The sequence below is a fragment of the Pseudomonas sp. RSB 5.4 genome (assembly GCF_037126175.1).
Taxonomy (GTDB): Bacteria; Pseudomonadota; Gammaproteobacteria; order Pseudomonadales; family Pseudomonadaceae; genus Aquipseudomonas; species Aquipseudomonas fluorescens_H.
On the sequence record NZ_CP146986.1, the window covers coordinates 5,378,779 to 5,399,624 of the forward strand.

General features: G+C 57.8%; 7 protein-coding genes, 2 tRNA genes and 3 rRNA genes. 10 read left to right on the forward strand and 2 right to left on the reverse strand.

Features of this window, described 5'->3' with window-relative positions; genetic code table 11:
* Positions 1 to 77 precede the first annotated feature (77 nt).
* Together V9L13_RS24230 and V9L13_RS24235 are read right to left on the reverse strand one after the other, a co-directional pair.
* Complete coding sequence (locus tag V9L13_RS24230; protein ID WP_338800729.1) at positions 78 to 1,466, reverse strand: nucleobase:cation symporter-2 family protein; 1,389 nt, start codon at positions 1,464 to 1,466, stop codon at positions 78 to 80.
* 130 nt (positions 1,467 to 1,596) lie between these two features.
* Entirely contained in the window at positions 1,597 to 2,517 is a 921-nt protein-coding gene (locus V9L13_RS24235; protein WP_007968115.1) for a LysR family transcriptional regulator, read from the reverse strand.
* 138 nt (positions 2,518 to 2,655) lie between these two features.
* Between V9L13_RS24235 and V9L13_RS24240 the strand changes: the two genes are divergently transcribed.
* The 10 genes from V9L13_RS24240 (at position 2,656) to recD (ending at position 20,815) form a co-directional block, all read left to right on the forward strand.
* Entirely contained in the window at positions 2,656 to 4,005 is a 1,350-nt protein-coding gene (locus V9L13_RS24240) for an aspartate aminotransferase family protein (RefSeq protein ID WP_338800730.1), read from the forward strand.
* Between the two features lie 76 nt (positions 4,006 to 4,081).
* Positions 4,082 to 5,575 carry a CoA-acylating methylmalonate-semialdehyde dehydrogenase gene (locus V9L13_RS24245; RefSeq protein ID WP_338800731.1) on the forward strand — a complete coding sequence of 498 codons (1,494 nt, stop codon included), beginning with the start codon at positions 4,082 to 4,084 and terminating at the stop codon, positions 5,573 to 5,575.
* A 630-nt stretch (positions 5,576 to 6,205) separates the two neighbouring features.
* Positions 6,206 to 7,742, forward strand: a 16S ribosomal RNA gene (locus tag V9L13_RS24250).
* A 124-nt stretch (positions 7,743 to 7,866) separates the two neighbouring features.
* Positions 7,867 to 7,943 (forward strand) — tRNA-Ile (locus V9L13_RS24255).
* Positions 7,944 to 7,952: 9 nt separating this feature from the next.
* Positions 7,953 to 8,028: transfer RNA gene (locus tag V9L13_RS24260), tRNA-Ala, on the forward strand.
* 237 nt (positions 8,029 to 8,265) lie between these two features.
* A 23S ribosomal RNA gene (locus tag V9L13_RS24265) occupies positions 8,266 to 11,157 on the forward strand.
* Positions 11,158 to 11,310: 153 nt separating this feature from the next.
* Positions 11,311 to 11,426 (forward strand): 5S ribosomal RNA (gene rrf / locus V9L13_RS24270).
* Together the 16S, 23S and 5S rRNA genes with 2 tRNA genes alongside form the textbook arrangement of a ribosomal RNA operon.
* A 154-nt stretch (positions 11,427 to 11,580) precedes the next feature.
* Positions 11,581 to 15,033: an exodeoxyribonuclease V subunit gamma gene (gene recC / locus V9L13_RS24275; RefSeq protein ID WP_338800732.1), complete on the forward strand. Its 3,453-nt coding sequence runs from the start codon at positions 11,581 to 11,583 to the stop codon at positions 15,031 to 15,033.
* Positions 15,030 to 18,719, forward strand: coding sequence for an exodeoxyribonuclease V subunit beta (gene recB / locus V9L13_RS24280; protein ID WP_338800733.1), 3,690 nt, complete (start codon positions 15,030 to 15,032; stop codon positions 18,717 to 18,719). Before recC ends, recB begins: the two co-directional genes overlap by 4 nt.
* Complete coding sequence (recD, locus tag V9L13_RS24285) at positions 18,716 to 20,815, forward strand: exodeoxyribonuclease V subunit alpha (RefSeq protein ID WP_338800734.1); 2,100 nt, start codon at positions 18,716 to 18,718, stop codon at positions 20,813 to 20,815. The genes recB and recD overlap by 4 nt, the downstream gene beginning before the upstream one ends.
* The last annotated feature ends 31 nt before the right edge of the window (positions 20,816 to 20,846 follow it).

Below are 20,846 nucleotides of genomic sequence, written 5' to 3' on the forward strand. Positions count from 1 at the left end.
GGTTTGTCTGTGGGTGCAACCAGTTGCGTTGATAACGCACCCACAGGCATCCGACAAGTCCTGATGCAATAAAACCGTTACGCCTGTTCGATCTTGTTCAGCGCTGCGGCGGATTCGACGCGGGTGGTTTTCGCCTCCGGCAGCAACAGACACAGGAGGATCGCGGTCAGGCCACCGCTGGTGATCGCCGAATCGAACAGGTTTTGCACCAGTTTCGGCAGCAGGTGCAGCAGGTTCGGTTGCGCGGCAATACCCAGGCCGACGCCGAGTGAGGTGGCAATGATCAGCATGCTGCGCCGGTCCAGCGGCGACTGCGCGAGAATCCGCACCCCAGCCGCCGCCACGCTGCCGAACATCACCAGGGTGGCGCCGCCGAGCACCGGTTTCGGTATCTGCTGCAGCACCGCGCCGATCATGGGGAACAGGCCAAGACAAAACAGAATCGCGCCGATGTACAGCCCGACGTACCGGCTGGCCACGCCGGTCAACTGGATCACGCCGTTGTTCTGCGCAAACGTGGTGTTTGGGAAAGCGCTGAAGGTGGCGGCGATCATGCAACTCACGCCGTCACCGAGCACGCCGCCGCGCAGTCGGCTTATATAAGAGGGGCCGCTGATCGGCTGGCGGGCGAGCATGCAGTTGGCCGTGAGGTCGCCGACGGTTTCGATGGTGCTGATCAGATAAATCAGTGCGACCGGCAGGAAAGCCGTCCAGTCAAAGCTGAAACCGAACTTGAACGGTGTGGGAAGACTGACCAAGGGCAAGTCAGGCAACGCCTGCGGAACCAGTTTGCCACTGAACCACGCGGCCAGACTGCCGAGCAGCAATCCGATGATGATTGCCGACAGCCGCACCCACGGCGTGTTCGAGCGGTTGAGCAGGATGATCGTCAGTAACACGAACACACCCAGCGCCAGATTGCCCGGCGCGCCGAAGTCCGGCGCATTGAAACCACCGCCCAGATCGGTGATGCCGACCTTGATCAGACTGACGCCGATCAGGGTGATGACAATCCCGGTCACCAGTGGCGTGACGACCCGGCGCAACTGACCGATGAAACGGCTGAGAATGATCTGCACCACGGCACCGAAAAAACACACGCCGAAGATCATCGCCAGAATGTCTTCCGGGCTGCCGCCACGCTGCTTGACCAGAAACCCGGCCGACAGCACCGCGCCGAGAAAGGCAAAACTGGTGCCCTGCAAGCAGATCATCCCGGCGCCGATGCCGAATGGCCGCCGCGCCTGAATAAAGGTGCCGACCCCGGACACCATCAGCGCCATGCTGATCAGGTACGGCAGATGCGCGGTCAGGCCGAGGGCCGAGCCGATTACCAACGGCGGGGTGATGATGCCGACGAAACTGGCGAGCACGTGTTGCAGGGCGGCGAGGATCGCGGCGGGTGGTTGCGGGCGGTCATTGAGACCATACATCAGTTCGCTGGACGTTTCAGAATCTGGCTGCATGGCTGAGGGCTTCTTGTTCAGGGATCGAGTTCAGCCTTCACTGCAAAAACCTGTCCAATTGCTCAGCTTTCAGGGGTTGCGATCGCCAAATGTAGGAGCTGCCGAAGGCTGCGATCTTTTGATCTTGCTTTCAACGCGTCGCAGCGAGGCTTTCGAGAAAGCTCTCCAGCACCAAATGAGGGCGCCGGCCTTTGCGCGTGACCGATGCGAGGCTCAGGTCGTAGAACCGCGTTGTCGATTTCAGCGCACGCAAGCGACCTTGCTGCACCCACAGGCTGGCGTAGTGATCCGGCAGGTAACCGATATAACGCCCGGTCAGAATCAAAAACGCCATGCCCTCGCGGTCGGACGCACTGGCGGTGCAATTGAGCGCCTGATAATGCGCCTGAATCTCCGCCGGCAAACGAAACGTCGGCGCAATCGCATCCTGACTATTAAGACGTTCGTCATCCAGTTGCTTGTCATCGACATAGAACAGCGGGTGGCCGACCGCGCAATAAAGCAGCGAGCGTTCGCTATACAACGGCTGATATTCCAGCCCCGACAGTGCGCTGGCCTGCGGCACCACGCCGACATGCAGGCGACCGTCGAGTACGCCTTGTTCGACTTCATTGGGCGCGATCATGCGGATCTGGATCTGCACGTCCGGCCCGCGCTCCTTCAGCTGGGCGAGGGCATGGGTGATGCGCATGTGGGGCAGGGTGACGAGGTTGTCGGTCAGGCCGATGATCAGTTCGCCGCGCAGGTGCTGGTGCAGGCCGTTGACCTCGGTGCGGAAACTTTCCAGCGCACTTAATAGTTGCAGCGCCGATTGGTAAACCTCGCGGCCCTCTTCAGTCAGCGAAAACCCGGCGCGACCGCGCTGGCACAAACGCAGGCCAAGGCGCTGTTCGAGATCGCTCATCTGCTGGCTGATCGCCGAGCGTCCGATGCCGAGCACGGTTTCCGCCGCCGAGAAGCCGCCGCATTCCACCACGCTACGAAAAATTCGCAGCAGACGTATATCAAAATCACTGACCTGGGCCAGCGGATCGGGGCGGCGACTGCTCATGCTGTTGTTCTCATTGTTTAGCAGGCTTCTAACTGAAGGTTAGAAAAGTTGGATTTCACCGACTTTATCTGCGTGGCAATTTAGCTGCAACAACGCTTTTTATCTCCCTGATGCTTATGCCCTGCGAGGTTTTGCCCGATGAACATGCCTGAAAACGCGCCGTCGCCACTGGCCAGCCAACTGAAGCTGGACGCGCACTGGATGCCGTACACCGCCAACCGCAACTTCCAGCGCGATCCGCGTCTGATCGTTGGTGCCGAAGGCAGCTGGCTGTTCGATGACAAGGGCCGCAAGATCTACGATTCGCTGTCCGGTCTGTGGACCTGCGGCGCCGGGCACACCCGCAAGGAAATCCAGGAAGCGGTTTCCAAGCAACTGGGCACCCTCGATTACTCGCCAGGCTTCCAGTACGGCCACCCGTTGTCGTTCCAGTTGGCCGAGAAAATCACTGACCTGACCCCGGGCAACCTGAACCATGTGTTCTTCACCGACTCCGGCTCCGAATGCGCCGACACCGCGGTGAAAATGGTCCGTGCCTACTGGCGCCTGAAAGGTCAGTCGACCAAGACCAAAATGATCGGCCGTGCCCGTGGCTATCACGGCGTGAACATCGCCGGCACCAGCCTCGGCGGCGTCAACGGCAACCGCAAGCTGTTCGGCCAGGCGATGATGGACGTCGATCACCTGCCGCACACGCTGCTGGCCAGCAACGCATTCTCCCGTGGCATGCCGGAGCAGGGCGGTATCGCCCTCGCCGATGAACTGCTGAAGTTGATCGAACTGCACGACGCGTCGAACATCGCGGCGGTTTTCGTTGAGCCGATGGCCGGTTCCGCTGGTGTGCTGGTTCCGCCTCAGGGTTACCTGAAGCGTCTGCGCGAGATCTGTGATCAGCACAACATCCTGCTGGTATTCGACGAAGTGATTACCGGCTTCGGCCGCACCGGTTCGATGTTCGGCGCCGAGAGCTTTGGCGTGACCCCGGATCTGATGTGCATCGCCAAGCAAGTCACCAACGGCGCGATCCCGATGGGCGCAGTGATTGCCAGCTCCGAGATCTACCAGACCTTCATGAATCAGCCGACTCCGGAATACGCGGTGGAATTCCCCCACGGCTACACCTACTCGGCCCACCCGGTGGCGTGCGCCGCTGGCCTGGCGGCACTCGACCTGCTGCAAAAGGAAAACCTGGTGCAGAGCGTGGCCGCAGTCGCGCCGCATTTCGAAAACGCGCTGCATGGCCTGAAAGGTTCGAAAAACGTCATCGACATCCGTAACTACGGCCTGGCCGGTGCGATCCAGATCGCAGCCCGTGACGGCGATGCCATCGTGCGTCCATTCGAAGCCGGCATGGCCCTGTGGAAAGCCGGGTTCTACGTGCGCTTCGGCGGCGACACCCTGCAGTTCGGCCCAACCTTCAACAGCAAGCCGCAAGACCTCGATCGTCTGTTCGACGCGGTTGGCGAAGTGCTGAACAAGCTCGACTGATTTTTCCCTCTATATATACCTGCGAATAACAGGCGCCCCATGCGGGCGTCTGTACACAAGAATTCAGGAGTTTTCGATGAGCGTTATCCCGCATTTGATCAATGGCGAACTGGTGACCGAGAACGGTCGCGCGGTTGATGTATTCAACCCGTCCACCGGTCAGGCGATCCACAAGCTGCCGCTGGCCACCCGCGAAACCATTCAACACGCGATCGACGCTGCCAAGGCTGCATTCCCGGCATGGCGCAACACCCCTCCGGCCAAACGTGCTCAAGTGATGTTCCGTTTCAAGCAACTGCTGGAGCAGAACGAAGCGCGCATCTCGCAATTGATCAGCGAAGAACACGGCAAGACCCTCGAAGACGCTGCCGGTGAACTGAAGCGCGGTATCGAGAACGTCGAGTTCGCCTGCGCCGCCCCGGAAATTCTCAAGGGCGAGTACAGCCGCAACGTCGGCCCTAACATCGACGCCTGGTCGGACTTCCAGCCACTGGGCGTGGTTGCTGGCATCACGCCATTCAACTTCCCGGCGATGGTCCCACTGTGGATGTACCCACTGGCGATCGTCTGTGGTAACTGCTTCATTCTCAAGCCGTCCGAGCGTGACCCAAGCTCGACGCTGCTGATCGCTCAATTGCTGATCGAGGCCGGTCTGCCGAAAGGCGTGCTGAGCGTGGTGCATGGCGACAAGACTGCAGTGGACGCGCTGATCGAAGCGCCGGAAGTCAAAGCATTGAGCTTCGTCGGCTCGACGCCGATTGCTGAGTACATCTACGCCGAAGGCACCAAGCGCGGCAAACGCGTTCAGGCACTGGGCGGGGCGAAGAACCATGCGGTACTGATGCCGGATGCGGATCTGGACAACGCGGTCAGCGCGCTGATGGGCGCAGCGTATGGTTCTTGCGGTGAGCGCTGCATGGCGATTTCGGTCGCGGTGTGTGTCGGTGATCAGGTGGCGGATGCGCTGGTGGCGAAACTGGTCCCGCAGATCAAGGCACTGAAAATCGGTGCCGGCACTTCGTGTGGCCTGGACATGGGGCCACTGGTAACCGGTCAAGCGCGGGACAAGGTCAGCGGTTATGTCGATGACGGCGTGGCAGCGGGCGCAACCCTGGTGGTCGATGGTCGTGGCTTGAGCATTTCGGGTCATGAAGAGGGCTTCTTCCTCGGCGGCTGCCTGTTCGACAACGTCACCCCTGAGATGCGCATCTATAAGGAAGAGATCTTCGGGCCGGTGTTGTGCGTGGTCCGGGTCAACAGCCTGGAAGAAGCGATGAAGCTGATCAACGATCACGAATACGGCAACGGCACCTGCATCTTTACCCGTGACGGTGAAGCGGCGCGTCTGTTCTGCGACGAGATCGAAGTCGGCATGGTCGGCGTCAACGTACCGCTGCCGGTACCGGTTGCCTACCATAGCTTCGGCGGCTGGAAGCGTTCGCTGTTCGGCGACTTGCATGCCTATGGCCCGGATGGTGTGCGCTTTTACACGCGTCGCAAGGCCATCACTCAGCGCTGGCCGCAACGTGCGAGCCATGAAGCTTCGCAATTCGCGTTCCCTAGCTTGTAAGTAGAAGGCATGACGAAGGCCGACCTCTAGAGGTCGGCCTTCGTGTTTTCGGGGTTTTTTGACCGATATGACAGAAATGTGAAAAAAAGCGGTTGACGGCAGATTCTGGAAGTCTATAATTCGCCCCACTTCCGGCGCAGTCGAAACGGAAAACTCCTTGAGATTCAATGAGTTGCGCAGTTTTCGACAGCGGGTTGCTTCAGTTCATCGAAGCCTGGAAGGAGTTGAAAGAGCGGTGATGTTTGGCTCTTTTAACGGTTCGATCTTCTCGGTCGAAAGCGGAGAAAAAGAGGTGTTGACAGCAGCGTGTAACGCTGTAGAATTCGCCTCCCGCTAACGAGAGATCGGAAGCGCAAGTGGTTGAAGTTGTTGAAGAAATCTTCGAAAACTTCTGAAAATAATCACTTGACAGCAAATGAGGCTGCTGTAGAATGCGCGCCTCGGTTGAGATGAAAGATCTTAACCAACCGCTCTTTAACAACTGAATCAAGCAATTCGTGTGGGTGCTTGTGGAGTCAGACTGATAGTCAACAAGATTATCAGCATCACAAGTTACTCCGCGAGAAATCAAAGATGTAACCAACGATTGCTGAGCCAAGTTTAGGGTTTCTTAAAAACCCAAAGATGTTTGAACTGAAGAGTTTGATCATGGCTCAGATTGAACGCTGGCGGCAGGCCTAACACATGCAAGTCGAGCGGATGAAAGGAGCTTGCTCCTGGATTCAGCGGCGGACGGGTGAGTAATGCCTAGGAATCTGCCTGGTAGTGGGGGACAACGTTTCGAAAGGAACGCTAATACCGCATACGTCCTACGGGAGAAAGCAGGGGACCTTCGGGCCTTGCGCTATCAGATGAGCCTAGGTCGGATTAGCTAGTTGGTGAGGTAATGGCTCACCAAGGCGACGATCCGTAACTGGTCTGAGAGGATGATCAGTCACACTGGAACTGAGACACGGTCCAGACTCCTACGGGAGGCAGCAGTGGGGAATATTGGACAATGGGCGAAAGCCTGATCCAGCCATGCCGCGTGTGTGAAGAAGGTCTTCGGATTGTAAAGCACTTTAAGTTGGGAGGAAGGGTTGTAGATTAATACTCTGCAATTTTGACGTTACCGACAGAATAAGCACCGGCTAACTCTGTGCCAGCAGCCGCGGTAATACAGAGGGTGCAAGCGTTAATCGGAATTACTGGGCGTAAAGCGCGCGTAGGTGGTTTGTTAAGTTGGATGTGAAATCCCCGGGCTCAACCTGGGAACTGCATCCAAAACTGGCAAGCTAGAGTATGGTAGAGGGTGGTGGAATTTCCTGTGTAGCGGTGAAATGCGTAGATATAGGAAGGAACACCAGTGGCGAAGGCGACCACCTGGACTGATACTGACACTGAGGTGCGAAAGCGTGGGGAGCAAACAGGATTAGATACCCTGGTAGTCCACGCCGTAAACGATGTCAACTAGCCGTTGGGAGCCTTGAGCTCTTAGTGGCGCAGCTAACGCATTAAGTTGACCGCCTGGGGAGTACGGCCGCAAGGTTAAAACTCAAATGAATTGACGGGGGCCCGCACAAGCGGTGGAGCATGTGGTTTAATTCGAAGCAACGCGAAGAACCTTACCAGGCCTTGACATCCAATGAACTTTCCAGAGATGGATTGGTGCCTTCGGGAACATTGAGACAGGTGCTGCATGGCTGTCGTCAGCTCGTGTCGTGAGATGTTGGGTTAAGTCCCGTAACGAGCGCAACCCTTGTCCTTAGTTACCAGCACGTTATGGTGGGCACTCTAAGGAGACTGCCGGTGACAAACCGGAGGAAGGTGGGGATGACGTCAAGTCATCATGGCCCTTACGGCCTGGGCTACACACGTGCTACAATGGTCGGTACAGAGGGTTGCCAAGCCGCGAGGTGGAGCTAATCCCACAAAACCGATCGTAGTCCGGATCGCAGTCTGCAACTCGACTGCGTGAAGTCGGAATCGCTAGTAATCGCGAATCAGAATGTCGCGGTGAATACGTTCCCGGGCCTTGTACACACCGCCCGTCACACCATGGGAGTGGGTTGCACCAGAAGTAGCTAGTCTAACCTTCGGGAGGACGGTTACCACGGTGTGATTCATGACTGGGGTGAAGTCGTAACAAGGTAGCCGTAGGGGAACCTGCGGCTGGATCACCTCCTTAATCGACGACATCAGCTGCTCCATAAGTTCCCACACGAATTGCTTGATTCATTGAAGAAGACGATAGAAGCAGCTTTAAGCTCCAAGCTGATAGCTCTTAGCTAATCAGTTACGCGCTCGAAATTGGGTCTGTAGCTCAGTTGGTTAGAGCGCACCCCTGATAAGGGTGAGGTCGGCAGTTCGAATCTGCCCAGACCCACCAATTTTGTATGGGGCCATAGCTCAGCTGGGAGAGCGCCTGCCTTGCACGCAGGAGGTCAGCGGTTCGATCCCGCTTGGCTCCACCATTAACTGCTTCTGCTTGTTAGAGTTTAGAAATGAATATTCCGGTGTGAATATTGATTTCTAGTCTTTGATTAGATCGTTCTTTAAAAATTTGGGTATGTGATAGAAAGATAGACTGAACGTTACTTTCACTGGTAACGGATCAGGCTAAGGTAAAATTTGTGAGTGACTCTTAAGAGTTTTGCGAATTTTCGGCGAATGTCGTCTTCACAGTATAACCAGATTGCTTGGGGTTATATGGTCAAGTGAAGAAGCGCATACGGTGGATGCCTTGGCAGTCAGAGGCGATGAAAGACGTGGTAGCCTGCGAAAAGCTTCGGGGAGTCGGCAAACAGACTTTGATCCGGAGATGTCTGAATGGGGGAACCCAGCCATCATAAGATGGTTATCTTGTACTGAATACATAGGTGCAAGAGGCGAACCAGGGGAACTGAAACATCTAAGTACCCTGAGGAAAAGAAATCAACCGAGATTCCCTTAGTAGTGGCGAGCGAACGGGGACTAGCCCTTAAGTGGCTTTGAGATTAGCGGAACGCTCTGGAAAGTGCGGCCATAGTGGGTGATAGCCCTGTACGCGAAAATCTCTTGGTCATGAAATCGAGTAGGACGGAGCACGAGAAACTTTGTCTGAATATGGGGGGACCATCCTCCAAGGCTAAATACTACTGACTGACCGATAGTGAACTAGTACCGTGAGGGAAAGGCGAAAAGAACCCCGGAGAGGGGAGTGAAATAGATCCTGAAACCGTATGCGTACAAGCAGTGGGAGCCCACTTTGTTGGGTGACTGCGTACCTTTTGTATAATGGGTCAGCGACTTATTTTCAGTGGCGAGCTTAACCGAATAGGGGAGGCGTAGCGAAAGCGAGTCTTAATAGGGCGTCTAGTCGCTGGGAATAGACCCGAAACCGGGCGATCTATCCATGGGCAGGTTGAAGGTTAGGTAACACTGACTGGAGGACCGAACCGACTACCGTTGAAAAGTTAGCGGATGACCTGTGGATCGGAGTGAAAGGCTAATCAAGCTCGGAGATAGCTGGTTCTCCTCGAAAGCTATTTAGGTAGCGCCTCATGTATCACTGTAGGGGGTAGAGCACTGTTTCGGCTAGGGGGTCATCCCGACTTACCAAACCGATGCAAACTCCGAATACCTACAAGTGCCGAGCATGGGAGACACACGGCGGGTGCTAACGTCCGTCGTGAAAAGGGAAACAACCCAGACCGTCAGCTAAGGTCCCAAAGTTATGGTTAAGTGGGAAACGATGTGGGAAGGCTTAGACAGCTAGGAGGTTGGCTTAGAAGCAGCCACCCTTTAAAGAAAGCGTAATAGCTCACTAGTCGAGTCGGCCTGCGCGGAAGATGTAACGGGGCTCAAACCATACACCGAAGCTACGGGTATCACGCAAGTGATGCGGTAGAGGAGCGTTCTGTAAGCCTGTGAAGGTGAGTTGAGAAGCTTGCTGGAGGTATCAGAAGTGCGAATGCTGACATGAGTAACGACAATGGGTGTGAAAAACACCCACGCCGAAAGACCAAGGTTTCCTGCGCAACGTTAATCGACGCAGGGTTAGTCGGTCCCTAAGGCGAGGCTGAAAAGCGTAGTCGATGGAAAACAGGTTAATATTCCTGTACTTCTGGTTATTGCGATGGAGGGACGGAGAAGGCTAGGCCAGCTTGGCGTTGGTTGTCCAAGTTTAAGGTGGTAGGCTGAGATCTTAGGTAAATCCGGGATCTTAAGGCCGAGAGCTGATGACGAGTTACCCTTTGGGTGACGAAGTGGTTGATGCCATGCTTCCAAGAAAAGCTTCTAAGCTTCAGGTAACCAGGAACCGTACCCCAAACCGACACAGGTGGTTGGGTAGAGAATACCAAGGCGCTTGAGAGAACTCGGGTGAAGGAACTAGGCAAAATGGCACCGTAACTTCGGGAGAAGGTGCGCCGGTGAGGGTGAAGGACTTGCTCCGTAAGCTCATGCCGGTCGAAGATACCAGGCCGCTGCGACTGTTTATTAAAAACACAGCACTCTGCAAACACGAAAGTGGACGTATAGGGTGTGACGCCTGCCCGGTGCCGGAAGGTTAATTGATGGGGTTAGCTAACGCGAAGCTCTTGATCGAAGCCCCGGTAAACGGCGGCCGTAACTATAACGGTCCTAAGGTAGCGAAATTCCTTGTCGGGTAAGTTCCGACCTGCACGAATGGCGTAACGATGGCGGCGCTGTCTCCACCCGAGACTCAGTGAAATTGAAATCGCTGTGAAGATGCAGTGTATCCGCGGCTAGACGGAAAGACCCCGTGAACCTTTACTATAGCTTTGCACTGGACTTTGAATTTGCTTGTGTAGGATAGGTGGGAGGCTTTGAAGCGTGGACGCCAGTTCGCGTGGAGCCATCCTTGAAATACCACCCTGGCAACTTTGAGGTTCTAACTCAGGTCCGTTATCCGGATCGAGGACAGTGTATGGTGGGTAGTTTGACTGGGGCGGTCTCCTCCTAAAGAGTAACGGAGGAGTACGAAGGTGCGCTCAGACCGGTCGGAAATCGGTCGTAGAGTATAAAGGCAAAAGCGCGCTTGACTGCGAGACAGACACGTCGAGCAGGTACGAAAGTAGGTCTTAGTGATCCGGTGGTTCTGTATGGAAGGGCCATCGCTCAACGGATAAAAGGTACTCCGGGGATAACAGGCTGATACCGCCCAAGAGTTCATATCGACGGCGGTGTTTGGCACCTCGATGTCGGCTCATCACATCCTGGGGCTGAAGCCGGTCCCAAGGGTATGGCTGTTCGCCATTTAAAGTGGTACGCGAGCTGGGTTTAGAACGTCGTGAGACAGTTCGGTCCCTATCTGCCGTGGACGTTTGAGATTTGAGAGGGGCTGCTCCTAGTACGAGAGGACCGGAGTGGACGAACCTCTGGTGTTCCGGTTGTCACGCCAGTGGCATTGCCGGGTAGCTATGTTCGGGAAAGATAACCGCTGAAAGCATCTAAGCGGGAAACTTGCCTCAAGATGAGATCTCACTGGAACCTTGAGTTCCCTGAAGGGCCGTCGAAGACTACGACGTTGATAGGTTGGGTGTGTAAGCGCTGTGAGGCGTTGAGCTAACCAATACTAATTGCCCGTGAGGCTTGACCATATAACACCCAAGCAATCTGAATGCTCGAAAGAGACCAGATTGCGGTGTGTGAAGACGCAATGAACCGAAAGTTCGCGATGCTCACAAACACCTGTATCACATACCCGATTTGCTGAAGCGAGGCCAACCGGTCACGAGTCAGTACCCGAATTTCTTGACGACCATAGAGCGTTGGAACCACCTGATCCCATCCCGAACTCAGAAGTGAAACGATGCATCGCCGATGGTAGTGTGGGGTTTCCCCATGTGAGAGTAGGTCATCGTCAAGATTAAATTCCGAAACCCCAATTGCGAAAGCAGTTGGGGTTTTGTTTTGCCTGCAGGAAAGTTCTTACAGCACGCGGTAGACCCTTCTGGCTGTCACAACCTGCCGACAGTGCTAAGGTTCTGCCCTGGCTTTTGTACTTTTCCAAGGAAGCTTTTATGCCGGACGCCTCGTCCCTCAATGCTGCATTCATGGTGGTTCAGAGCAATAGTCTGGACGAACTGCGCAGCCTGGTGGTCAGCATTATGCGGCGCTATCCATTGGCGCCCTTGGAGAACGAAATCGCTCTGGTGCAGAGCAACGGTATCGCCCAATGGCTCAAGCTGGCCTTGGCGGAAGACCCTGAAGGGGACGACCTCGGTGGTTGCGGGATAGCCGCTGCGATCGATGTGCAGCTCCCCGGCAGTTTCATGTGGCAGCTCTACCGTATGGTGCTGGGCCGCGAAGAAATTCCGGCAAAGTCTCTGCTCGACAAAGCCCCATTGACCTGGCGGCTGATGCGTCTGTTGCCGCAAGTTATTGAGCGCCCCCATTTCGAGCCGCTACAACGCTTCCTCACCCATGACACCGATTTGCGTAAACGCTACCAGTTGTCCGAACGCCTGGCAGACCTATTTGACCAGTATCAAGTGTATCGAGCCGACTGGCTTGAGGATTGGGCCGTAGGTCGGCACCAGCTACGCAATGTCAGAGGTGAGGTAAAGCCATTGCCCCCGGTCAGTTGCTGGCAGGCTGAATTGTGGCGTGCGCTGCTGGTGGATGTCGGTGAGCAGGGTATGGCTCAGAGCCGGGCCGGCGTTCACCAGCGGTTTATCGAGCGCATAAACTCTCTTGAGCATGCACCTGCAGGGCTACCCTCGAGAGTGATTGTGTTTGGCATCTCATCATTGCCGGCCCAGGTGCTTGAAGCATTGGCCGGGCTTGCACGTTTCAGCCAGGTGCTGTTGTGTGTGCACAACCCTTGTCGACATCACTGGGCCGATATCGTCGCCGACAAGGATCTGCTGCGCCATCAATACAAGCGTCAGAGTCGCAAGACCGGCATGCCGGTCGCGCTCGATCCTGAAGCGCTGCACCAACACGCTCATCCGCTGCTCGCCGCCTGGGGTAAACAAGGTCGCGACTATATTAATCTGCTCGACAGTTATGATGACCCCAACAGCTATCGTGCGGCATTCCGTGACGGACGCATCGACCTGTTCAGCGAAGCGCAGCCGCAAAGCCTGCTCAACCAACTTCAGGACGATATCCTCGAGTTGCGGCCACTCAATGAAACGCGTGAGCGCTGGCCCGCCGTCGACCTGACGCAGGATGAGTCGATCCGTTTTCACATAGCCCACAGTGCACAACGCGAAGTGGAGATTCTCCACGACCAGTTACTCGCACGCTTCAGTGCCAATCCGGATCTGCGTCCACGGGATGTAATCGTGATGGTGCCCGACATCGACAGCTATGCGCCGCATATCCGGGCGGTGTTTGGCCAACTGGATCGGCATGATTCACGCTTCATTCCATTTACCCTGGCCGACCAGGGCCAGCGCGGCCGCGACCCATTGCTGATTGCGGTCGAACATCTGCTCAAGTTGCCGGATAGTCGTTTTCCGGTCAGTGAGATCCTCGACCTGCTCGATGTTCCCGCATTACGTGCTCGTTTTGGCGTGCAGGAGCGCGACTTGCCGACTCTGCATCGCTGGATCGAAGGGGCGGGAGTGCGCTGGGGAATGAACGCCGAGCAGCGTGCCGGACTGGGCTTGCCGGATGAGCTGGAGCAAAACAGCTGGCATTTCGGCCTGCGTCGAATGTTGCTCGGGTACGCGGTCGGCAGTTCCAATGCCTGCGCAGGTATAGAACCCTACGATGAAATCGGTGGTCTGGATGCCGCGTTGATCGGGCCATTGGTTGCGCTGCTGGATGCCTTGGAGCTGGCCCATCACGAGCTCACTCAGGCTGCTCAACCCAAGGTGTGGGGACAGCGACTGCAAGTGCTGATGCAGCTGTTCTTCAAGGCCAGCAACGAGCACGACGATTATCTGCTCACGCAACTTGAGGAGCTGCGCGAGACCTGGCTGCAGACCTGTGAATCTGTGGGATTGGTAGAAGAATTGCCGTTGACGGTGGTTCGAGAAGCCTGGCTCGCGGGACTGGATCAGGGGCGCCTGTCCCAGCGTTTTCTTGCCGGCGCAGTAAACTTTTGCACGCTGATGCCCATGCGTGCGATCCCTTTCAAGCTTGTCTGTTTGCTGGGGATGAACGATGGCGATTACCCTCGGGCGCAACCGCCACTGGACTTCGACCTCATGGGCAGCGACTACCGGCCCGGGGACCGCTCCCGGCGCGAGGATGATCGTTATCTGTTGCTTGAAGCGCTGCTGTCTGCGCGCTGTCAGCTGTACATCAGTTGGGTCGGGCGCAGCATCCGTGACAACAGTGAGCGGCCAGCTTCGGTATTGATCGGCCAGTTGCGTGACCACCTCGCCAGTGGCTGGCGGCTCATCGACGAGCATCAGGATCTGTTGAGTGCCATGACCGAGGAGCATCCGCTGCAACCGTTCAGCTCGCGCTATTTCCATGAAGGCGATCAGCTATTCAGCTATGCCCGCGAGTGGCAGGTTTTGCACCAGAGCCATGAGCCGCTGCATGAGGCCGAGCTACTCGCGCCTCATGTTCAGGAAGAGCCACTGAGTCTGCCCCTTCTACAGGATTTCTTGCGTAACCCGGTCCGGCACTTTTTCACTCAGCGACTCAAAGTGTATTTCGAGGCCGCCGAGGCGCCCCTGGCTGACGAAGAACCTTTTGTGCTGGACGCACTGCAGCGCTACATGCTCAGCGACAGTCTGCTCGATGCCGCACTCCGGCAGCCGGACAATATTGATCGAGCGCTCGAAGATCAGGCGCGGCGTTTGCAGAACAGTGGATTGCTGCCCATGTCCGGTTTCGGGGAATGTCTCCAGAGGGAGTTGATCGAGCCGTTGCCGGATTTGCTGCAGCGTTACCAACAACTACTGGCTTTGTGGCCGACGCCATTGACCAGTGCGATACCGATCAATCTTGAGTTACAGGGCGTGCGTGTTGATGGTTGGCTCGCCGGTTTGCATCAACGCGCTGACGGTGGAGTATTATCAGTCACGACCATCCCCAACAGCATCGGCTCGATCAAAAGTCGAAAATGGCATCGCTTGACCAAGCCTTGGGTCAATCACTTGGTAGCCTGCGCCAGCGGACTCTTGCTGACCACCGCGTTAGTGGCGAGTGACGATACCCTTCTGCTTGATCCTATGGAGCAGGATAGAGCGGTTCGTTTCCTTGGTGATCTGCTGCTAGCCTGGCAGGCCGGCATGCGCCAGCCATTGCCGATTGCGGTAAAAACGGCCTTCGCCTGGCTTACTCAGACTGACCCGCTCAAGGCCGAGGCTGCTGCCCGTAAAGCCTACGAAGGTGACGGCCAGAACAGCGAAGGTGAACGCCGCGAGAGCCCTGCGCTCTCCCGACAATTCGCTGACTTTGATGCGTTGATGGCGGACGAAACTTTTTCCGGTTGGTGCGACGCGTTGTATCGCCCCTTGTATGAAGCGCCGTGGCGTTCCTTGAACAGCGATGGAGCACGCACATGAGCACCAGGACACCGCTGGCCCTGGCATTCCCGCTGCACGGCAGTCAACTCATCGAAGCCAGTGCCGGCACCGGCAAGACCTTCACCATTTCTGCTCTCTATCTGCGTCTCATCCTTGGGCACGGCGGCGAGTCGAACGGCTTCGGGCGAGAACTATTGCCACCGCAGATTCTTGTGGTGACATTCACCGATGCCGCCACCAAAGAGTTGCGTGAACGAATCCGTACGCGACTGGCTGAGGCGGCGCGCTTTTTTCGCGAAGAAACCCCGGCACCGGACGGACTGATCGCCGAACTGCGTGAACAGTTTGATCCGTCACAATGGCCCGGCTGCGCCAATCGCCTGGACATCGCCGCACAATGGATGGATGAAGCGGCCGTCTCGACCATTCACAGTTGGTGCCAGCGCATGCTGCGCGAACATGCGTTCGACAGCGGCAGCCTGTTTACCCAGTCCCTGGAAACCGATCACAGCGATCTGCTTGGCGAAGTGCTGCGCGATTATTGGCGACTGTTCTGTTACCCGATGCAGGGCGACGCGCTGAATTGGGTTCGCGGAAACTGGGGCGGGCCGGCAGCGCTGTTGCCGCGAGTGCGAGGTCTGTTTGGCAGTGAGCGCGACAGCGACGAAGGCAAGGCACCTGCGCAGTTGATCGAAGAGTGTCTGCAAGAACGGCGTGCCGCGTTGCTCGAGCTGAAGATGCCTTGGCGGCAGTGGGCAGATGAACTGCTGGTGATCTGTCACGAGGGCGTGGCGAGCAAAGCCGTCGACGGGCGCAAGATGCAGGCGCGCTACTTTGAGCCCTGGTTCGAAAAGCTCAAGGCCTGGGCTGAAGACGAGGCCATGGAGCAACTGGATATCGGCACCGGCTTCACCCGATTGACCCCGGACGGGATGGCCGAAGCCTGGAAGGGCCAGGCACCGAGTCATCCTGCTCTGGACGCGATGCCGGGGCTCAAGGCGAGCCTCGACGCATTGCCGACCCCCGATGCTGCTGTATTGCAGCATGCGGCGAGATGGGTGGGTGCACGCTTTGAGGAAGAGAAGCGTCGTCGCGCAGAAATGGGCTTCGACGATATGCTGTTGCGCCTCGATGCTGCGCTGCAATCCGACAGCGGCGAGCGCTTGGCAGCGGTAATCCGCGAACAGTTTCCGGTTGCCCTGATCGATGAGTTTCAGGACACCGACCCGGTGCAATATCGGATCTTCGAGAGCATCTACCGCATTGAAGACAACAGTCCGGACACCGGTCTGTTCCTGATCGGCGACCCCAAACAGGCGATTTACGCGTTCCGTGGCGCCGATATCTACACCTACCTGCGTGCGCGTCAGGCCACCACCGGCCGCCTGCATACGCTGGGTACCAATTTCCGTTCCAGCCATGGCATGGTGAGTGCGGTCAACCATGTATTCGAACGCGCCGAATCCCGTGATCTGGGACGCGGCGCGTTTTTGTTTCGGGAAAAAACCGGGGAAAACCCGGTTCCCTTTCAGCCGGTTGAGTCTCAGGGACGCAAAGAGCGATTGCAGATCGCCGGGCTAGATGTCGCAGCGCTGAATGTCTGGCAGTTGTCCACCGTTCAGCCCCTGTCCGGCGCGGTCTATCGCCAGCAGTTGGCGGCGGCCTGTGCCAGTGAGATCACGGCGTTGCTCAATGGCGGGCAAACCGGTGCCGCGGGATTCGTTCAGGAAGGTAAGGTCTTCCGGGGCTTGCGGCCTTCCGATATCGCGATTCTGGTGCGCGACGGCAAAGAGGCTCAGGCGGTACGCGCAGAGCTTGCTGCCCGTGGGGTGCGCAGCGTTTATCTGTCTGACAAGGACTCGGTCTTCGCCGCCCAGGAGGCGCACGATCTGCTGTCCTGGCTCAAGGCCTGCGCCGAGCCGGATGTCGAGCGTTCACTGAAGGCCGCGCTGGCCTGCATCACGCTCAATCTGCCTCTGGCTGAACTGGAGCGACTGAATCAGGACGAGTTGGTCTGGGAAGCCCGGGTCATGCAGTTCCGTGGTTATCGCGAGCTGTGGCGCAAGCAAGGCGTGTTGCCGATGTTGCGGCGTCTGCTGCACGACTTTCACTTGCCGCAGACCCTGATTGCACGCAGTGATGGCGAGCGGGTGCTGACCAATCTCTTGCACCTGTCGGAGCTGATGCAGCAGGCCGCAGCGGAGCTCGATGGCGAGCAAGCGCTGATTCGTCATCTGGCCGAACTTCTGGCGTTGTCAGGTCAGGCCGGTGAAGAGCAGATATTACGTTTGGAGAGCGACGAGCAACTGGTCAAGGTAGTGACCATCCACAAATCGAAAGGGCTTGAGTATCCATTGGTTTTCCTGCCCTTCATCTGCTCGGCAAAACCGGTGGATGGCAGTCGCTTGCCGTTGCATTACCACGATGCCTCGGGCAAGGCTCAGGTGACGCTGAAACCGACTGCCGAGTTGATCGCCCTGGCAGACGATGAGCGTCTGGCCGAAGATCTGCGACTGCTCTACGTCGCCCTGACTCGCGCACAACATGCATGCTGGCTGGGTGTAACGGACCTCAAACGCGGTAATAACAACAGTTCGGTGCTTCATCTTTCGGCGCTTGGCTATCTGCTGGGTGGCGGTGCAAGGCTGGATGAATCAACCGGCTTGAGCCGTTGGTTGCTGGATCTGCAGCAAGACTGTCCGGCAATAAACCTGGGTGAAATGCCGCAGGCCAGGCAGGAAACTTATCGTCCCGAGCGCAATGAAGCGGTCCTCAGTACCACATTGGTACCGAAGCGCAAGGCCAGCGAGAACTGGTGGATTGCCTCCTACAGTGCCTTGCGCATCAGTGATGTGTTGAGTGTCGGCAGTGATGAGGCGCCAGACAGTCCGCAAGCGCAAAAACTGTTTGATGATGAGCGTCTCGATCCAGATGCGCCGCGAGATATCGTGGCCGGCGGCGCCGATATCCATCGGTTCCCCCGTGGACCCAACCCGGGCACCTTTCTTCACGGTTTGCTGGAGTGGGCTGGCGATGAAGGTTTTGCCGTTCCCTACGAGTCGATCAAGGATGCGATTGGCCGACGCTGCAACCTGCGCGGCTGGGAAGGCTGGATCACCACTCTGAGTGACTGGCTGCATCACCTGCTCAAGTCCCCGTTGCCGACTGGTAGCGGACAGCCTCCGGTCGTGCTTGAGCAACTGAAACAGTACCGCGTCGAGATGGAGTTCTGGTTCGCCAGCCACAAGGTCGATGTTCTCAAGCTCGATGAGTGGGTGCGCCAGTACACCCACAACGGTGTGGCCCGGGTGGCCGCCGAGCCGGTACAACTCAACGGCATGTTCAAGGGCTTCATCGACCTGACTTTCGAACACGAGGGGCGCTATTACGTCGCTGACTACAAATCCAACTGGCTGGGCGTCGACGATGCGGCCTATACCGAGCAAGCCATGGAACGGTCGATCCTCGACAACCGTTACGACCTGCAATACGTGCTGTACCTGTTGGCATTGCATCGGCAATTGAAGGCGCGGCTGCCCGACTACGATTACGACCGACATGTCGGCGGTGCGTTGTATGTGTTCCTGCGGGGAACCCGGGCTGACAGTCGCGGCGTGTATTTCGCGCGCCCGCCGCGTGAACTGATCGAGCGGCTGGATCGTCTGTTCCAGGGCAAGCCGGAACCCAAGGCCGAGCCCGCATGGGAACAGGGAGTCCTGCTATGAATCGTACATTCGCCGATCTGTCATCGGGTATCGACCACGCGTCGAGCCTGGCGCCGCTGACGAGTGCTGCAGATCTACTGCTGTTGCTGGATCGCTGGGTCGAGCGAGGCTGGCTGCGGTCGCTGGACAAGGCCTTCGTGGCCTTTCTGCACGAGCTCGCGCCCGAGTCTGATCCGCTGGTGTTGCTCGCCGCCGCGCTGACCAGCCATCAGTTGGGGCACGGGCATGTGTGTCTGGATCTGTTCGAAACCCTCAAGGCCCCGGATTTCGCGCTGTCGCTGCCACCCGAAGGCGATGTGCAGAGTGGCGTATTGCTGCTGCCTTCACAGTTGCTCGAAACACTGGACGGCCGCCATTGGTGCAAGGCGTTGGCGAGCAGTTCTCTGGTTGCGCTGGCGGCGGACACCAGCGAGGCCGCGCAGCAGCGACCTTTGGTGTTGTCCGGCAAGCGTCTGTATCTGCGGCGCTACTGGGCCTATGAGCGCCGTATTGACCGGGCGTTGCGCACACGCCTGGCTCAAGGTGAAACGCCGCCCGATGACCTGCCCCAGCGACTTGATGAGTTGTTCGGCCCCGTCAGGCCGGATGCGGTGGTCGACTGGCAGAAACTCGCCTGCGCCCTTGCGACCCGTGGAGCCTTCAGCATCATCACGGGTGGCCCGGGTACCGGCAAGACCACCACGGTGGTGCGCCTGTTGGCGTTGCTCCAGGCACCCGCCGTGGAGGCCGGTCAGCCGCTGCGGATTCGCCTGGCAGCACCCACCGGTAAAGCCGCTGCGCGCTTGACCGAGTCCATCAGCCAGCAGGTGCAGTCGCTGAAGGTCGCCGAAGCCGTTCGCGAGAAAATCCCCTGCGACGTGACCACCGTGCACCGTCTGCTCGGCAGTCGTCCCGGTACCCGACACTTTCGTCATCATGCCGGCAACCGCTTGCCGCTGGATGTGCTGGTGGTCGACGAAGCGTCGATGATCGACCTGGAAATGATGGCCAATCTGCTCGATGCCTTGCCGGCGCATGCGCGTCTGGTGTTGCTTGGCGACAAGGATCAGCTCGCCTCCGTGGAGGCGGGTGCGGTGCTCGGCGATCTGTGCCGCGATGCCGAGGCTGGCTGGTACAACTCGCAGACCCGGCAATGGCTGGAGTCGGTCAGTGGTGAGTCATTGCAGAACAGCGGTTTGCACGAAGACAACGACGGTTCGCATCCCCTGGCGCAGCAACTGGTGATGCTGCGCCACTCCCGGCGTTTCGGTGAAGGCAGCGGCATCGGTCAACTGGCGCGGCGGGTCAATCAGCAGTTGCCGGATGAGGCGCGCCAGTTGCTGGCGGCCGGACACTACGACGATGTGTTTTCCCTGCCGCTCAGGGGCGAACATGATCACAAGCTGGAGCGGCTGTTGCTCGAAGGCCATGGCGACGGGCCACAGGGCTACCGCCACTATCTGAGCGTGCTGCGCAATCAACGCCCTCCGGCGGGCAGACCGCTGGAGCATCCAGACTGGATCAACTGGGCACGGGACGTACTGCAGGCATTCGACGCGTTCCAGTTGTTGTGCGCCGTGCGCAAGGGCCCTTGGGGTGTCGAAGGGCTGAATCTGCGGATTACCGAAGCCTTGCTCAAAGCGCGCCTGATCGAACATGACCAGCAATGGTACGAAGGCCGTCCGGTGTTGATGACCCGCAACGACTATGGCCTGGGCCTGATGAACGGCGACATCGGCATTGCGCTCAAGCTGCCCGAGCGTGAAGGGCCGGACGCCGGTAAACCGGTATTGCGCGTGGCCTTTCCGCGTAACGACGGCCAGGGCGGCGTGCGCTTCGTGCTGCCGAGTCGGCTTAACGACGTTGAAACGGTGTATGCCATGACCGTGCACAAATCCCAGGGTTCGGAGTTCGCGCACACCGCACTGATCCTGCCGGATGCCCTGAATCCGGTGCTGACCAAGGAACTGATCTACACCGGGATCACTCGCGCGAAAAACTGGTTCACCCTGATCGAACCTCGCGCAGGCGTGTTCGAAGAGGCCGTGCAACGCAAGGTCAAACGCCTGAGCGGATTGATGCTGGAACTGGAGGAGGGTGGCGAGGCTCGGGAATGAAAGATCTGGCGATTGGCGGCGGTTACTGACC

Bases quoted from the DNA above. Each gene is read 5' to 3' on its own strand.
- V9L13_RS24235 (WP_007968115.1), bottom strand. From the start codon at position 2,517: ATGAGCAGTCGCCGCCCCGATCCGCTGGCCCAGGTCAGTGATTTTGAT.
- V9L13_RS24240 (WP_338800730.1), top strand. From the start codon at position 2,656: ATGAACATGCCTGAAAACGCGCCGTCGCCACTGGCCAGCCAACTGAAG.
- V9L13_RS24245 (WP_338800731.1), top strand. From the start codon at position 4,082: ATGAGCGTTATCCCGCATTTGATCAATGGCGAACTGGTGACCGAGAAC.
- V9L13_RS24230 (WP_338800729.1), bottom strand. From the start codon at position 1,466: ATGCAGCCAGATTCTGAAACGTCCAGCGAACTGATGTATGGTCTCAAT.
- recB (WP_338800733.1), top strand. From the start codon at position 15,030: ATGAGCACCAGGACACCGCTGGCCCTGGCATTCCCGCTGCACGGCAGT.
- recD (WP_338800734.1), top strand. From the start codon at position 18,716: ATGAATCGTACATTCGCCGATCTGTCATCGGGTATCGACCACGCGTCG.
- recC (WP_338800732.1), top strand. From the start codon at position 11,581: ATGCCGGACGCCTCGTCCCTCAATGCTGCATTCATGGTGGTTCAGAGC.